Source organism: Actinokineospora sp. UTMC 2448 (assembly GCF_024760565.1).
Lineage (GTDB): Bacteria > Actinomycetota > Actinomycetes > Mycobacteriales > Pseudonocardiaceae > Actinokineospora > Actinokineospora fastidiosa.
Genome location: NZ_CP031087.1, coordinates 850,248 through 867,598, shown reverse-complemented (window position 1 = coordinate 867,598; position 17,351 = coordinate 850,248). Strand labels below are relative to the sequence as shown.

Below are 17,351 nucleotides of genomic sequence, written 5' to 3'. Positions count from 1 at the left end.
GCGTCCTCTCAGGCGCGGGGGAGACGGCGGATGGTCTGGGTGGGTTCGGGCTCGGGTTCGGCCTCGGCGCGCAGTTCCTCGATCCGCTCGGCCAGCCCGGCGACCGTGGGGACCTCGAACAGGCTGCGCATCGGCAGCCGCACGCCGGTCGCGGAGCGCAGGGCGGCGATGAGCTGCACGGCGACGAGCGAATTGCCGCCCAGGGCGAAGAAGTCGTCGTGCACGCCGATGGCGCCGACGCCGAGGCTGTCCTGCCAGGCGCGGACGATGACCGCCTCCAGCTCGGTGCGCGGCCCGGCCGACGCGTCGCCCTCGACGACCACGGTCGCCTCGGCAGCGGTGTCGGCCGGGGTGTGCGCGCGTGCGGCGATCTCGGCCACGGACACCGGGGTGATGACGACCTGCGCGCCCAGCCCGGCGGCCAGGCTGCGGCGGAACGCGGCCACGCCGTCGGCGGGCGCGATGTCGCCCGAGGCCGGGTCGCGCCGCCGGGCGGGCGCGGGCGCGGAGCCCAGCTCGCTGGTCACCGCGTCCTGGTCGACGCGGCGCAGCAGGAACTCCGACACCGCGACCAGCTCGCGGCCGTCGTCGTCCACGAGGGACAGGTCGGCGACCACGAGCTCGTCGCCGTCGGAGGGCCGGTAGCGCAGGTGGCTGTGGAAGCGCTCGGGCAACCGGTCGCGCACGACGACCCGGCCGTAGGACATCGGCAGGTAGGCGCCCGAGCCCCGGCCAGCGCCGAACGCGGTGGCCACGTCGAGCAGCGCCGGGTGCAGCACCCAGTCGTCGCCCTCGGCGGCAGGCGGCGCGACGATCGTCGCCAGTTCCTCGTCGGCGGCGGCGCGGTGCTCGCGCAGCGACGCCCACCGCGGCCCGAAGCTCAGCATGCTCGTGCGGCCGGTGCCGAACCCGGTGGTGGCGTCCAGCGGCTCGGTGCGGGCGGCCACGGCGGAGACGTCCAGCTTCTCCCCCGCCGACTCGCCCCACTCCGCGGCGCCCTGGACGTGCCGGGTGACGACGCCGCCGCGCCTGCCCTGCACGACGAACTCCGCCGTCGTCCCGGACACGGTCAGCACGACCTCGTAGCGCGCCGCGTCGCCGTCCGGCACCGCGAACGGCTCCAGGAAGACGACGTCGCGCAGCTCCACGCTCCCCGCGCCGGGCACGGCCGCGGCGAACGCGGCCCGCGCGCACTCCAGGTGCGCGGTGCCGGGCACGACCGCGGTCCCGCCGATGCGGTGCTCGTCGAGCAGCCAGTGCGTCGCCGGGGTGACGATCCCGTGCGCGACGGCCTCATCGCCGGTCACCGACAGCGTGGTCAGCACCGGGTGGTCGATGGCGGAGTCGACGGTGACCTGGCCGGACTGGGCGAGCGCCGCGGTCTCCACCGCCATGCCCAGCTCCGCCCAGCCGCCCCAGTTCTGCGACAGCAGCGGGGCGCGCCAGCCTCGGCCCGCGCGGGCGTGCGCGTCGAGGAAGGCGTTGGCCGCGCAGTAGTCGACCTGGCCGAACCCGCCGAGGACCGAGGTCACCGACGAGCACAGCACCACGAAGTCCAGCTCGTCGCCGCCGAACACCGAGGCCAGCGCCAGCGTGCCGGTGAGCTTGGGGGCCAGCACCCGCTCGGCCGCCGCCCGCTCCTTGACCTCGGCGACACCGCCGCCCGCGACACCCGCGGCGTGCACGACGCCGTCGAGGCCGCCGAACGCCTCGACCGCGGCCGCGCGCACCCGGCGCAGGCTGTCCACATCGGTCACGTCGGCGGCGAGCACCAGCACCTCGGCGCCCGCGGCCTCCATCCGCCGGATCGCGGCGATGGCCCGCCCGATCCGCGAGGTCGGGCCGTCGCCGTGCACGGCGAGGTGGGTGTCCCATTCCGCGCGCGGCGGCAGACCGACCCGCGCGGTCAGCACCAGCCTGGCCTTCGCCCGCACGGCGAGGTCCTCGGCCAGGGTGATGCCGATGCCGCCGAGCCCGCCAGTGATCAGGTAGCGGCCGCCGTCGCGGATGCCGTCCTCGGCCTCGGTGAGGCGCACGTCGTCGAACCCGAGCACCCAGCGCCGGTTGCCGCGCAGGGTGACCTCGCGGTCGGTGACCGGCCTGCGCAGCTCGTCGAGCAGGGCGGCGTCGCTGTCGGCGTCGATGAGCCGCAGCTCCAGGTCGGGCAGCTCGGCGGGCAGCACCCGGGCGATGCCCAGCAGCGTCGCGTGCTCGGGCCGGGTGAGGTCGTCGCCGCGGACGTCGCCGATGCCCGAGCACACGATGTCCAGGCGCGCCGATCGACCGGCGAGCGCCTGCGCCAGGCCCAGCGCGCTGTGGAAGCCGCGCTCCTGCGCCGCCCACACCGCCGCCGGGTCCTCCCCCGCCGGGTCCCCGTCGAGGGCGAAGGCGTGGACGATGTGCTCCGGCAGGTCCGCGCCCAGCGCGTCCACCATGGCCTCGTAGTCGGCGCGCTCGCCGGGCCGCACGGTGAACCCGTCGTCGGTGCGGGCGAAGGCGTCCCCGGCTCGGACCCGCAGGGCGGCCATGCCCTCGGCCAGCGCGTCGGCGCGCGGGCCGTCGCCCAGCAGCAGGACCCGGCCGAGCTGGCCGCGCGGGGCGGTGGCGACGGCCTGGCGCCAGACCGGCACGGCGAACCAGTCGTCGAGCGGGCGCGGGCCGCGCGGCTTGGCGACCGTCTCCTCCGGGTCGGGGTCCACCCAGTAGCGCTTGCGCTCGAACGGGTACACCGGCAGCGGCACCCGGCCAGCGTCGGGCGCCGAGGGCAGCCGCACCGGCAGGCCCAGGGTCCACAGCGTGGCCGCGGCGGTGGCGAAGACCTCCGGCTCGCCCTGGCCCGGCAGGCTGGTCAGCGGGGCGAGGCCGCGCTGGGCCTCGTCGGCCCTGGCCACCTGCATGCGGGCCAGCCCGGCCAGCTGCCTGCCCGGACCGACCTCCAGCAGCTGCCACGGCCCGTCCGCGGCGAGCAGGGTGGCCACGGCCGCGCCGAAGCGCACGGGCTGCCGCAGGTGCGCGGCCCAGTAGGCGGGGTCGGTCGCCTGCTCGTCGGTCAGCCAGCCACCGGTCACATTGGACAGAACCGGGATGGCGGGCGCGGCCAGCGGCACCGACCGCATGAACTCGGTGAACGCGGGCAGGATCGGGTCCATCATCGCCGAGTGGAACGCGTGCGAGGTGCGCAGCGCCTTCGCCTTGACGCCCCGGTCGGCCAGGTCGGCCGCGTACGCCTCGACCGCGGCGGTCTCGCCCGCCACCACGCAGGTGCCCGGGCCGTTCACCGTGGCGACCGAGAGGCCCTCCGGCAGCTCGACGTCGGCCTCGTCCAGCTGGACCGCGAGCATCGCGCCCGGGGGCAGCGACTGCATGAGCCTGCCGCGCTCCGCGACCACGCGCAGCGCGTCCGGCAGGGTGAACACGCCCGCGACGGTAGCCGCGGCGTACTCGCCGATGGAGTGGCCCAGCATCGCCGCGGGCCGCACGCCGACCGACTCCCACAGCCGCGCCAGGGCGTACTCGACGGTGAACAGCGCGGGCTGGGTGTGGCGGGTCTGCCCGATCAGCTCGCCCGTGCCCGGGTCCAGCAGCAGGGCGCGCAGGTCCTCGCCCAGCACGGCGACGCACTCGTCCACGGCGGCGGCGAACACGGGCTCGCGCTCGTACAGCGCCGCGGCCATCCCGGCGTACTGGGAGCCCTGGCCGGAGAACAGGAACGCCACCCTGGGCTCCCCCGCCACCCCGGTGATGCGGCGGCGCTTGGCCTTCAGCGCGGCGACGGCGTCGGCGGTGTCCTCGGCGACCACGGCGGCGCGGTGCGCGTGCGCGGCGCGGCCCTCGCGCAGGGTCATGGCCACGTCCGGCAGCGCGACGTCGGTGTTCGCCAGGTGGTCGGCGAGGTCGGCGACGGCCTTGTCCAGCGCCGCGGCGCTGCGTGCGGACACCTGGATCACCTGCGGGCCCGCCGCGCGCGGCGCGGGCCGGGGCGCGGGCGCCTGCTCCAGCAGCACGTGCGCATTGGTGCCGCCGATGCCGAAGGAGCTGACCCCCGCGCGGCGCGGCACGCCGTCGGGCTCCCAGCGGGTCAGCGAGTCGGCCACCCAGAACGGGGTCGCGGCGAAGTCGATGGCGGGGTTAGGGCGCTCGTAGTTGATCGTCGGCGGGATCAGCCCGTGCTCCATGGCCAGCACGACCTTGATCAGGCTGATGATGCCCGCCGCCTGCGACAGGTGCCCGATGTTGGATTTCACCGACCCGATGCCGCACCAGCCCCGGTCGGCGGTGTCCTGCCCGTACACCGAGGACAGCGCGGCCACCTCGATCGGGTCGCCGACTGCCGTCCCGGTGCCGTGCGCCTCGATGTAGGTCACGGTGCGCGGGTCGACCCCGGCCATGGCGACGGCCTGGGCGATCGCCTCGGCCTGCCCGTCCTGGCTGGGCGCGGTGAAGCCGACCTTGCCGGCGCCGTCGTTGTTGATCGCGTTGCCGAGCACGACCGCGCGGATGGTGTCGCCGTCGGCGACGGCGTCGGAGAGCCGCTTGATGAGCGCGACGCCGACGCCGCTGCCCCACACCGTGCCGTTGGCGCCCGCGTCGAACGGGCGGCAGTGCGCGTCGGGCGAGGTGAAGCCGTCCATGCCGAGGTAGCCGACGCCCTGCGGGAACTCGATGTTGACCCCGCCCGCGAGCGCCATGTCGCACTCGTGGTTGCGCAGCGCCTCGCAGGCCAGGTGGAACGCGACGAGCGATGTGGAGCAGGCCGTGTGCACGGTCAGGCTGGGCCCGCGCAGGTCGAGCTTGTAGGCCGGGAGAGTCGCCACGTAGTTGGGCGAGTTGCCGGTAGCCAGAGACACCAGGTTGTACGGCGACGCGCCGACCGCGGCGTTGCGCAGCACGTTTTCCCACAGGTAGTCGTTGCCGCCCGTGCCCGCGTAGACGCCGATCGGGCCGTCGTAGCGGGCCGGGTCGTAGCCCGCGTCCTGCAGCGCGGTGAAGCAGGACTCCATGAACAGCCGGTGGTTGGGGCTGGCGACCCGGGCCTCCAGTTCGGACATGCCGAACAGGCCCGCGTCGAACTCGTCGAAGCCGGTGACCATGGGCGCGGCCGACACCCAGCCCGGGTCGTCCACCTCGGCCGGTTTGGCGCCCCTGGCCAGCTGTTCCTCCCGGGTGAACCGGGTGACCGACTCGACGCCGTCGACCAGGTTGCGCCAGAAGGCGGCGGTGTCGGGCGCGCCGGGGACGCGCGCGGCGACGCCGACGATGGCGATGGGCTCCGCGCCGGGAGTGTCTTCTGGGTGGGTCATCTCAGTCTCCTTGGGCGCCGCGGCGCGGAACGGGTCGGGTCGGGCGGGGCCGGGCGCGCCGGGCGGCGGCACGCTGGGCGGCCCTGGCCAGCTCGGGGCGGCCGCCGTCGCCGTCGAGGTAGCGGGCCAGGGCCCGGACGTTGGGGTGGCGGAACAGGTCGAGCAGCGGGACCTGGCGGCCGGTGGCCTTGGTGAGCCGCGCGTGCACCGCGGCCATGGCCATCGAGTCGCCGCCGATGTCGAAGAAGTTGTCCGACGGGCGGACCGGCCTGCCGATGACCGCCTGCCAGATCTCGCCGACCAGCCGCTCGGTGGGCGTCTCCGGGCCGCCCGCGACGGCCCGCTCCGGCGCGGGCGCGACCATGGCGCCGGGCGCGGGCGTGCGCACGGCGGCCCTGGGCAGGTGCGCGGCCACCTCGGCGGCCGGGACGTCCGGGCAAGCCGCGAGCGCGCCCGCCAGCTCGGTCAGGTCCGCGAGCAGGGCGTCGATCCGCTCGGCGTCGAAGAGGTCCGGGTTGTAGACGGTCTCGACGGCGACGTTCCGGGGGTCGAGGTAGAGGGTCAGGTCGAAGGGCGACCCGGGCTTGGCGACCCGGACCGGCTCGGCGGCGCAGCCGGGCAGCCGCGCCGCCGGGTCGGCGAAGTCCAGGACGTTCAGCATGACCTGCACCAGCGGCGCGTGCGACGGGTCGCGGCCCGCCCCCAGCGCGGCGACGATCCGGTCCAGCGCCGCGGCCGGGTGCGCGGCCGCCGCCCGCAGCTCGTCGCCGACCCTGGCGACCCGCTCGGCGAAGGTGCCGCCGCCGCGCAGCCGCAGGGGCACGGTGTCGACGAAGAACCCGACGACGTCCTCGAACTCGGCGTGCTCGCGGTCGGCGAGCACCAGGCCCACGACGTGGTCGGGACCGCCGGTGAGCCGGTCGACGAGTTCGCCGAACGCGGCCATCAGCACGGTCGCGGGCGTGGTCGCCATGCGCCGGGCGAGGTCGCGCACGGCGTCGGCCCGCTCGACGGCCGCCGCCGCCTCCGCGCCCCGGTAGGTCGGCGTGGGCGGGCGGGGCCGGTCGCGCGGCAGGTCGAGCACGGTCGGCGCGCCCGCCAGGTGCGCGGTCCACCAGCGCAGGTCGTCCGGGCCCTGCCTGCGGTCGCGCTCGGCGCGCCAGTGGGCGTAGTCGGCGTACCCCGTGCGCAGGGGCGGCAGCTCGCGGCCAGCGTAGGCGTCGGCGAGGTCGCGGTAGAACGCGTCCTGCGACCAGCCGTCGAACACCGCGTGGTGCAGGGTGATCCCGAGGACGTGCTCGTCGGGCGCGGTCCGGTAGAGGCGCGCCCGCCACGCGGGCCCGGCGGCCAGGTCCAGCGGGGTCGCGGCGTCCTCGGCGAGCAGGCCGGGGATGTCGGCGCTGGCCACCTCGCGGATGTCGAGCGGGACGTCGGCGGGCTCGTCGCGGACCGCGTACGGCACGCCCGCGGTCTGCGGGATCCGCCAGCGCAGCACGTCGTGCCGGGCGGCCACGGCCCGCAGCGCGCCGCGCAGCGCGGGCACGTCCAGCTCGCCGCGCAGGCGGGTCGCCAGCGCGATGTTGTAGGGGGCGCTCGCCGGGGCCAGCTGGTCCATGAACCACAGCCGGTGCTGCGGCGGCGACAGCGCGGGCGCGCTGCCGGTCGGCACCGGCGGACCGGTCAGCGGCTCGGCCTTGGCCACCCGCTCGGCGATCCCGGCGACGGTCCGGCCGTCGAACACCGCCTCGACGGCGACGCCGACGCCCAGCGCGGTGCGCAGCGCGGCGACCATCCGCATGGCGGCCAGCGAGTGCCCGCCCTCGGCGAGGAAGTCGGCGTCGCGGGTGGGCGCCCGCCCGATGGCCGCCGTCCACGCGCGCGCCACCTCGGCCTCGACCGGATCGGTGAAGTCCTCAGTGGACCGGCTCAGCAGCACCGAGCGGTCCACCTTGCCGCTGGGGGTGAGCGGGAGCGCGGGCACCCGCACCACGCGGGCGGGCACCAGCGCCGACGGCAGCAGCCGGGCCGCGCGCTCGACCAGGTCGTCCGGCGCGGTCTCGGGCGCGACCACGGCGACGAGCGTGTCGCCGTCCACCAGCACCGCGCACTCGGCGACGCCGTCGATCCCGCTCAGCACGGCCTCGGTCTCGGCGGGCTCGACCCGCTGGCCGCGGATCTTGACCTGCCGGTCCAGCCTGCCCAGGTACGCCAACCGGCCGTCGGGCAGCACCCGGACCCGGTCGCCGGTGCGGTAGAGCCGCGCGCCGGGCTCGCCGGAGAACGGGTCGGGGATGAAGCGGTCGGCGGTCAGGCCCGGTTTGCCGAGGTACCCCCTGGCCACGCCGGGGCCGCCGACGAGCAGCTCGCCCTCCTCCACCAGGCGCAGCTGAGCGTCCACGACATAGAGCCGGTGACCGCCGGTGGCCGCGCCGATCGGCAGCACGGCCTCCCCGCCGGTCGCCTCGGCGGTGGTCACCGAGACCGTGGTCTCGGTGGGGCCGTACATGTTGAAGAACCGCCGCGGGCCCGCCCGCAGCCAGCGCCGGGCCAGGGCGGCCGGGACGACGTCGCCGCCGCTGAGCACGGTCGTCCACAGGGGAACCGCGCGCGGGTCGACCAGGGCGAGCACGGCCGGGGTGAGGAACCCCCAGTCCACGCCGTGCGCGACGACGAACTCCGCCAGCCGTCGGGGATCGGCGCGATCGGCCTCCGTGGTGAGCATGACGCAGCCGCCGACCGCGAGCGGGACGAGCAGGTCGATGAGGCTGGCGTCGAAGCCGACCGAGCAGGCGGCCAGCGCACGCGTGTCCGGCCCGGCGGCCAGCAGCCGCGCGGTCTCGACGATGTAGTTGTGGAGGTTCGCGTGGGTGACGAGCACGCCCTTGGGGACGCCGGTCGAGCCGGACGTGTAGAGCACGTAGGCCAGCGATCCCGCGTCGACGGCCGGGACCAGGTCGGCGGCGGACGCGCGCACCTCGGAGACGACCGCGACCGCGCCGGAGTCCGCGAGCACCGCCGCGACGCGCCCCTCGGGCAGCGCCGGGTCGATCGGGACGTACGCCCCGCCGCTGAGCAGCACGCCCAGGACGGCCACGACCAGGTCCGGCGTGCGCGCCACGCGCACGCCCACCCGGTCCTCCGGCCGCACGCCCCGCGCCCGCAGCTCCTCGGCCAGCCCGCAGGCCCGCTCCCACAGCTGGGCGTAGGTGAGCGTGGTGTCCCACTGCCGCACCGCGGGCGCGTCGCCCCGCGTCCGGGCGTGCGCGGCGATCAGGTCGAGCACGGTGGTCATACCGCACCTCCCGGGTAGGGGACGGGATCAGTGATCTGCAGGCGCAGCTCGCTGACGTAGCCGCGCCCCTCGGCGTCGGTCAGCCAGCTCTGCTCCAGGACGGGCAGGAGTTCGGTGAACACGACCGTCACGTCCGGGCCGCCCTCGGCCTGGGCGGTGCGCAGCATCGAGGCGAACACCTGGGCGTGCAGGGGCCCGGTGAGGTCGAGGTAGCACGGCTTGGTCTCGGTGCCGATCTTGACGAACACCCGCTCCGGCAGCCCGAGCCGCGCCTTCAGCCGCCGCAGCGCCAGGTACCGCTCGGGCTCGCCGGTCACCGAGGTCAGCCCGGTCTCGGCGACCGTGGTGCGCCAGGTCTCGCGGGCCACCACCAGCTCGCCGATGCTGATGCGCGGGGTGTGCGCGGCGGGGGCGAGCAGCTTGAAGCTGTCCATGAGCTTGGCGCTGAGCAGGTCGTGGAACGCCTCCAGCAGCGGCCACGCCGACCCGTCCGGCAGCCGGACGACCAGCTCGCCCGCCACGTCCTCGACCAGGCACGCGGTCGCGGGCACCGCCCGCGCCAGGTCGGCGCCCTCGGTGTCGCCGATGCCGAGCTCGCGGTCGAGCGGGCCGTCGAGGCCGTGCCGGGTGCGGCCGGTCTGCCGGGGGAAGTCGGCCGGGTAGAGCACGCGCAGCCGGGCCGGGCCGAGGTCGGCGTCGAGCCCGGCGCGCAGCGCGGCCGGGTCGGGGTGCCACACCGAGAACAGCGCGCTGTCGACCGGCGTGCTGGCCGGGTGCAGCTCGCCGAGCACGAACTGGCACTCGCCCCGGTTGACCGCGTCGACATCGACCGCGCCGACCTGGATATCGGGGCTGTGGACGCGCGCGGACGGCCAGCCGGGCGCCGTGGCCGGGAACAGCTCGGCCGCCCTGGCGAGCGCGTCGGCGGTGTCCACCGCGACGGGCCCGTCCGCGCCGAGTCCGAAGAGGACGGCCCAGCGGCGGGTGAACTCGGCGGCGACGCGGTCGGCGGGCTGGTCGTCGCCGGTGAACAGCAGGCCCTGGCTCATCGTCCACAGGTCCGACAGCCGCACCGGACGCGGCTGCTCGGCGTACAGCTCGCGCACCGCGGCGCCGATGGCCGCGCCCAGTTCGGCGGTGAGCCACCGGGCGGCGCGCAGCACCACGTCCAGCGGCCCGGCGACGCGGTCGAGCAGCGCGGCGCCGACGACGACATCGACGTCGCGCAGGGTGTCCTCGTAGACCAGGGTGCGCCCGGCGTAGGCCATGCCGCTGCGCCTGCGCGGCTCGACGCCGGTCACGGCGACGAACTCCGCGTCGAGCAGGCGCAGCGCCTCGGCGAGCCCGTCGGCGTCCGCGTCGGCCACGCGGTCGCGGGCGGCGCGCAGCCGGGCGAACGGCTCCGCCGCCCGCGCCCTGGCCTCGGCGTCGCCGATGGCGGCGATCCGCTCGGCCAGGACGTCCTCGGCGCGCGGGCTGAGCGGCAGGCCCGCGTCCCAGTGCAGCACGCCCTTCTCGACGAAGCGCTCCAGGAGCAGGTACGTGTCCTCGGGTGTGCGCAGCAGTCCGGCATCGGCGACCTCCCTGGCAGGCCTGCCGTCGCACAGCGCCAGGACCGCCGCCTCCACAGTGGACACGGTGGTCGCGGGCATCAGCGGGACCACGACCCGCTGGCCCTCGACGCTCACGTGCGGGCGCGGCCGGACCGGCCACCAGCGCCGGACCCCGGCGTCCCCGGCCAGCCGCTCGGCGAGCGCGGCCATCGCCCACGCCTCGAAGAACACCCGCCTGCCGCGCAGCGCCCGCTCGCCCGGCTCGGCGCGCAGCGCGGGCGCGTCGTCCTCGACGCGCAGCCAGGAGACCGGGCCGAAGAAGCCGATGGTCTCGCTCTTGCCGCAGTACCGCTGCCAGTAGCGCAGCAGCGCCTTCTCCCGGTCGCGCCGCCGCACGTTGCGGCGCGCCCCACCGGCGGCCAGCCCGTCCAGCGAGACGAGCACCGACGGGTTCTGCCAGGTCACCGCCTCGCGCAGCAGCGGATCGGCGGCCGTCTCGGTCGCGGCGGCCGCCGCGCGCTCGACGGCGTCGGCGAACGCCTTGGCGAAGACGTCGTCGGCGACGGTCCCGGCGATGGCCGCGTCGGCGACGGGTGCCAGGTCGGGGTCGGCGAAGCGATCGAGGCCCGCGGCCGGGAAGCCCGCCGAGCGCAGCAGCCCGTCGCGCCACACCAGCCAGCCGGTGTCCCCCAGTCCGACCAGGTGTCTCGGAACCTCGCCATCGCGCGCGGTCATGACCCGTCCACCATGTGCAGCCGCAGTTCGGAGGTGTAGCGCCTGCCCTGGGCGTCGGGCACCCAGGAGCGTTCGGGGGCGGGCAGCGCCTCGCTGACGGTCACCGACACGTCCGCGCCCCCGTGGGCCGCCGCGGCGCGGACCATGGCGCACAGCGACAGGGCGAAGACCGGGGCGGTGAAGTCGACGTAGCAGGGCTTGGTCTCGGTGCCGATCTTGACGTACACCCGCTCCGGGAGCCCGAGCCGCGCGCGGAACCGCCGCACTGCCAGGTACCGCTCCGCGTCGCCCTGCGCCGCGGTGAGGCCGGTCTCGCCGACGGTGGTGCGCCAGGTCTCGCGCGCGACGACCAGCCGGTCCACGGTGATGCGCGGGGTGTGCGGGGCGGCGGCCACCAGCTTGAACGCGTCCACCGCGTGGGTCGACAGCAGCGCGGAGAACACCTCGATCAGCCGCAGCCGCCGACCGTCGGCCAGCACCGCGACGAGCTCGCCGCCGTCGCGCTCGACGCGGACGGAGGTCGCGGCGACCAGCCGGGACCGGTCGGCCCCGGGCGCGGCGGCGAAGGCCAGCTGCGGGTCGGCGCGCCCGACGAGCCCGTCGCCGAGGCGGCCGGTGCGGCGGGGCCAGTCGGCCGGGAACAGCGGCCGGACGCACCCGCCGCCGAGGTCCTCGGCCAGCCGCGCGCGCAGCCGCTCGGGATCCGGGTGCCACGACGCGTATACCGGGCAGTCCAGGCTCGCCCACGCGGTGTGCAGCTCGCCGAGCACGACGGTGTGCTCGCCCCGGTTGATCTCGTCCACCGACGACGCGCAGATCTGCAGGTCCGGGCTGTGGATGACGCCCGCGGACCAGCCCGGCCGGTCGGCGGGGAAGGCCAGCGCGGCGCCCTCGGCGAGGTCGGCGGTGGTGAAGTGGGCGCGGTCGGTGTCGGGGAGGTCGAACAGCCGCGCCCAGCGGGCGGCGAACTCGGCCGAGACCGCGTCGACCGGGCGCGGGCCGTCGCCGAAGAACAGGCCCTGGGCGAGGAACCACAGGTCGGCCAGCGACACCGGACCGTCGCCTGCGAGGTCGTCGTACAGCTCGGCGAGGGCGGCGGCGTAGGCGTCGGCGAGCGCGCCGGTCAGCCAGCGGGCCGCGCGCAGCAGCAGGGCCAGCGGCTCGGCGACGGCGTCGAGCAGGCCCGCGCCGACGACCACGTCGAGGTCGCGCGCGGTGTCGGTGTAGACGAGCGTGCGGGCGGCATAGGTCTGCCCGCCGTCGCGGGTGGCCGCGCGGCCGGTGATCTCGGTGAACACCGCGTCCAGCGCGGTCATCGCCGCGGCGAGGGCGTTCGGGTCGCCCGCGGCGGCGGCCACCGCGTCCCGGGCGGCGAACAGCCGGTCCAGAGTGGACTGCGCTGGGCCGCGCACGGTCTCGTCGCCGATGGCGGCGACGCGCTCGCGCAGCACGTCCTCGGCGTGCGGGGCGATCGGCAGGTCGGCGTCCCAGGTCAGCACCTCGCGCTCGACCAGCCGGGTCAGCAGCGTCTCGGCGTCGCGCACGTGCTGGGCGAGGTCGGCGATGACCGCGCACGCGGGCCGCCCGTCGCACAGCTCGACCGCGATCGCCTCGGCCGGGCTCAGCGGCAGCGGCGGGCGGGCCGGGCGCAGGACCGCGCGGTCGCGCACGGTCAGGTGCGGCGCGAGCCGCGGCGGCATCCACGCCCGCACGGCCGGGTCGGCGCACAGCGCCGCGCCGACGGCGGCCAGCGCCCACGCCTCGAACCGCACGACCCGTCCGCGCACGAGCGCCGGTCCGGGCGTCGCGGTCATGGCCGGGGCGTCCGGGGCGACCCGCGCCACGAGTTCGGGGCCGAAGAAGCCGATGGTCTCGTTCTTCGCGCAGTACCGCTGCCAGTAGCGGCCCACGACCAGCCGCTGCCTGCGCCGCGTGCTGGCCCGCTCGGACAGCCCGCCGGTGAACCGCGCGGCCAGCTCGGCGTTCTGCCACAGCAGCGCCTCGGTGAACAACGGGTCGGCGATGACCTTCCCGATCCGCTCGTCGGTGCGGGCGAGCGCGTCGGCGAGCCTGCGGGCGAAGTCCTCGTCGGCGCCCGCGAGCGCGGCGTCGGCCGCCTCGGCGACGTCGGGGTCGGCGAACCAGTGCAGGCCCTCGACCGGGAAGCCCGCGGTGCGCAGCTCGGCGTCCGGCCAGACCGACCACTCGGTGTCGCCGAGCCGGACGCGGTCGTCCGGCCGGGCCGGGAGGATCTCCTCGGCGATCACGGCCAGCAGCTCCGCCTCGTTCTCGTGCAGGAAGAAGTGGCCGCCGTCGAACTCGCGCAGCGTGAAGCGGTCGGTGTGGCGGGCCCACGCGGCGGCGTGCTCGGCGCTGACGGCGCGGTCGCCCGTGCCGTGGCAGACGACGATCGGCACCGGGAGCGGCGGCTCGGCGGTGTGGGTGTAGTCGTCGATCCAGGCGAAGTCGGCGCGCAGCGCGGGCAGCAGCAGCTCGACCAGCTCGGCCGACCCGGCCACCTCGGCGGGCAACCCGCCGCCGTCGGTGAGCCTGCGCACCAGCTCCGCGTCGTCCACCCGGGACAGGCCGTCGAACACCGTCGCGGCCGTCTCGTGCGGGGCGCGGCACCCGCCGACGATGAGCTTCTCCGGCAGCGCCGCGCCCGTCCGGCGCAGCTCGCGGACGACCTCGAAGGCCAGCCGCGCGCCCATGGAGTGCCCGTAGAGCGCGAACGGCCGGTCGGCGCGCTCGGCGAGGGCGGCGGCGATCTCGGCGACGTCGAACCTCGGGTCGTCCTCGATGCGCCGCTCCCGGCCGGGCAGCGCGAGCGCGTGCACGTCGATCCGGGGACCGACGGCGGCGGGCCACGCGGCGAACACCGACGCCCCCGCCCCGGCGTAGGGCAGGCAGAACAGCCGGACGTCCGCGCCGGGGCGCGGGACGCGGTTGACGAACCACTCCACTAGAGCACTTCCTTGCGTGGCGGGTCGATCCAGTGGCGCGATCGCCGGAACGGGTATGTGGGCAGCGGGACGCGGCGCGCCGGGACGCCGTCGAAGTCCTCGGCCCACGCGACGGACTCGCCCGCGACCCACCGGCGCGCCCGCTCGGAGTGCGCGGTCGTGCGGCCGTCGATGGCCTCGGTCAGCGCGGCCAGCACGGTCGCGTCGGTGCACTCGACCGCGGCGCGGCAGTCGAACGCCCGCCTGCCGACCGACAGCGTGTACGCGACGTCGGCGACGCGCGGGGCGTGCTCGGCGATGTGGTCCCGCAGCCGCGACAGCGCGGCGCGCAGGGCGATCGGGTCGCGCGCGGAGACCGGGAGGGTCCAGGTCCGCTCCGGGCACGGCGGCGGGATGTCCTCTTCGGACTGCCGGACCAGGACGTGCGCGTTGGTGCCGCCCACGCCGAAGGAGTTCACGCCCGCCACCCGCGGACCGGCGGGCCACGCGGTGAGCTTCGTCGGCACGGTGAACGGGCCGAGGTCGACGTCCGGGTGCGCGGCGGTGAAGTGCAGGCTCGGCGGGATCTGCCCGTGCCGCACGGCCAACACGGCCTTGATCAGGCTCGCGATGCCCGCAGCGGCGTCCAGGTGCCCGATGTTGGTCTTCACCGAGCCCAGCGCGCAGTGCTCGACGTCGCCGAAGACGTCGGTGAGCGCGGCGGCCTCGATCGCGTCGCCCAGCGGCGTCCCGCTGCCGTGCGCCTCGACGAAGCCGACGTCGGCCGGGTCGAGCTGGGCGGCCGCGAGCGCGTCGGCGATCGCCTCGGCCTGCCCGACCGGGCTGGGCACGGCGTACCCGGCGCGCTCGGCGCCGTCGTTGCTCACACCCCAGCCGGGCAGCACGGCGTACACGTGGTCGCCGTCGGCGCGGGCGTCGGCGAGCCTGCGCAGGACCACGACGCCGACGCCGGAGCCGAACCCGGTGCCCGCCGCCGCCTCGTCGAAGGCCCGGCAGCGCCCGTCCGGGGAGGCCATCCCGCCCGCGCGGTGCCGGGGCCAGGTCACCGCGACCCCGCCCGCGAGCGCGATGTCGCAGCGGTAGTCCGCCAGGTTCTGCGCCGCCTCGCACACCGCGACCAGCGCGCTGGAGCACGCGCTCTGCACGGCCATCGCCGGGCCGGTCAGGCCGAGCCGGTAGGCGACCTGGCCGGGCAGGTGGTCGGCCTGCTGGCGGCCGAGCAGCCTGCCCTCCCAGTCGTCGGGGTCGAGGTCGGCCACCGCCGGGTTGTCGAACAGGTGGTAGAGGAAGTACCGGTTGACCGACGCCGAGGCGAAGACGCCGACGCGCCCCGGCTCGGTCGCCGGGTCGTGGCCCGCGTCCTCCAGCGCCGCCCACGCCGTTTCCAGGAACAGCCGGTGCTGCGGGTCGGTGGTCTCGGCCTCGGCCGGGGTGAACCCGAAGAACTCCGCGTCGAACTCCTCGATCCCGGTCAGCACGCCGTGCCCGCGGACGTGGGCCGGGTCGGCGCGCAGACCCGGGCCGATGCCGAGCGCGGCCAGTTCGGCGTCGGTGTGGTCGTGGATGGAGTCGACGCCTGCGCACAGGTTCCACCAGAACGCGCCAGCGTCGGCCGCGCCGGGGAACCGGCAGGCCAGGCCGACGACGGCGATCTCGTCCCCGGTCTCAGCCCGCTCGACGGCGCCGCGCTCCCGCTCCCGCGGATCGGCGTCGAGGAACCGGGCCTGCGCGGCGACGGTCGGGTGGCGCAGCAGCGCGGCGACGCCGATGTCGGCTCCGGTGGCCTCGGCCAGGCGCGCGCGCAGGACACCGAGGCTCAGCGAGTGCCCGCCCGCGTCGAAGAACGCGACGTCCAGCCCCACCGAGCGCACGGTGAGCACCGCGCACCAGGCGTCGTGGACCAGGCGCTCGGTGTCGGTCATGGCCCGCGCCGGTCGCTCGGCGGGAGGGTCGGGCAGCGCGCGTTCGTCGACCTTGCCGGTCACGGTCAGCGGGAACGCGGCGACGGCGACCACGGCCTGCGGCACGCAGTACCCGGGGAGCGCGTCGGCCACCGCGGCCCGCAGCGCGACCGGGTCGGCGTCGGCGGACTCGACGTAGCCCAGCAGCCGACCGTCGCGGACGATCACCCGGGCGCGGGCCCCGGACGCCGCGGTCAGCGCTGCCTCGACCTCGGCGGGCTCGACGCGGTGCCCGCGGACCTTGACCTGCCGGTCCAGCCTGCCCAGGCACACCAGCGTGCCGTCGGGGTCACGCCTGCCGAGGTCGCCCGTGCGGTAGGTGGGCGTGCCGTCGGGGTCGACGCCGAAGCGGTCGCCCGGCCCGCTCAGGTACCGGCCGACGAGGTGCTTCCCGGCGACGACGATCTCGCCGTCGTCGGCGATGCGGAGCGTGTAGCCGGGCAGCGCCGAGCCGATCGGCACCGGGCCGTCGGCGTCCGGCAGGTCGGCGGCGGCGACGCGGAACTGCGCGGCGAAGGTGACCTCGGTGGCCCCGTAGCCGTTGACGAACACGCAGTCCGGCGCGAACCGGTCCCGGCCGCGCCGCAGGTCGGCCCAGGTGGCCTGCTCGCCGCCCAGCAGCACGACCCGCACGGACGGCAGGAGCGCCCCCGTGTCGACGAGGTAGCGGTACAGGGTGGGCGTGGAGTGGTAGACGGTCACGCCGTGCTCGGCGAGCAGCCGCGCGGTCTCGGCGACGCCCTCGGCGCGCACGTCGACCGGGACCACCGCCGCGCCCGCGAGCAGGGCCGGGAACAGGTCCGGGATGGCGGCGTCGAAGGACAGCGAGGCCAGCAGGGCCACCCGGTCGGCGGGGCCGATGCCGAGCGTGGCGAGCTGGTTGTCCACCACGTGGCGCAGGTTCGCGTGCGTCTGCGCGACGGCCTTGGGCTCGCCGGTCGAGCCGGAGGTGAACAGCACGTACGCGGTCTCGCCCGGTTCGGCGACGGTCAGCGGCGCGTCAGCGACGTGCTCGATCATGACGCCGGGCAGCCCGCTGGCGGCCTCGGTGACGACCGTGGCGACGCCCGCGGTCTCGGCCATCACGGCGCGCCGCGCCGCCGGGAACGCCGGGTCGATCGGGACGTAGGCGCCGCCCGCGGCGAGGACGCCGAGCACGGCGGCGATCGCGCGCGGCCCGTGCGGCAGCGCGACGCCGACCCGCTCGCCCGGGGCGATCCCGGCCAGGGCGCGCGCGACACCGCCCGCGCGGACGGCCAGCTCCGCGTAGGTCAGCGGATGCTCGCCGCCGACCGCGAGCGCGTCCGGCCAGCGCCGGGCGGCGTCGGCGAAACCCTGCGCGACCGTCGGTCTCATCCGCGTACCGGAGCGGGCCGGGCCGGACGTCGTCGTCCCCTGCCGGTCACCGGTCTCCCCTTCCCCCCACTGCCCCTTCGGACAGCTGCCCATCAGATGGCGGGAAGGCTAAGCACGTCCTCCGCCATCCGAGCAGCCATTTCGGAAAGTTGCGGAGGACGCATCAGCGCGCGTGGACCAAACAGCCGCAA

General features: G+C 76.5%; 5 protein-coding genes. All 5 read right to left on the bottom strand.

Annotation, left to right across the window (positions count from 1 at the left end):
• Positions 1-8 precede the first annotated feature (8 nt).
• Genes Actkin_RS04205 through Actkin_RS04185 form a run of 5 tightly spaced genes read right to left on the bottom strand, consistent with a single transcriptional unit; the run spans position 9 to position 17,160 of the window.
• Positions 9-5,300 (bottom strand): type I polyketide synthase, encoded by a 5,292-nt coding sequence (locus Actkin_RS04205; RefSeq protein WP_258906017.1) that lies wholly within the window; start codon positions 5,298-5,300, stop codon positions 9-11.
• Position 5,301: 1 nt separating this feature from the next.
• Positions 5,302-8,592 (bottom strand): condensation domain-containing protein, encoded by a 3,291-nt coding sequence (locus tag Actkin_RS04200; protein ID WP_258906015.1) that lies wholly within the window; start codon positions 8,590-8,592, stop codon positions 5,302-5,304.
• The gene (locus tag Actkin_RS04195) at positions 8,589-10,880 is read right to left on the bottom strand and encodes a lantibiotic dehydratase (RefSeq protein WP_258906014.1); all 2,292 of its coding nucleotides are present in this window, start codon (positions 10,878-10,880) and stop codon (positions 8,589-8,591) included. Before Actkin_RS04195 ends, Actkin_RS04200 begins: the two co-directional genes overlap by 4 nt.
• On the bottom strand, positions 10,877-13,843 hold the full coding sequence (locus Actkin_RS04190; protein WP_258906013.1) for a thioesterase domain-containing protein: 2,967 nt from the start codon (positions 13,841-13,843) through the stop codon (positions 10,877-10,879). The genes Actkin_RS04195 and Actkin_RS04190 overlap by 4 nt, the downstream gene beginning before the upstream one ends.
• Positions 13,843-17,160 (bottom strand): beta-ketoacyl synthase N-terminal-like domain-containing protein, encoded by a 3,318-nt coding sequence (locus tag Actkin_RS04185; RefSeq protein WP_258906011.1) that lies wholly within the window; start codon positions 17,158-17,160, stop codon positions 13,843-13,845. The genes Actkin_RS04190 and Actkin_RS04185 overlap by 1 nt, the downstream gene beginning before the upstream one ends.
• Positions 17,161-17,351 lie beyond the last annotated feature (191 nt).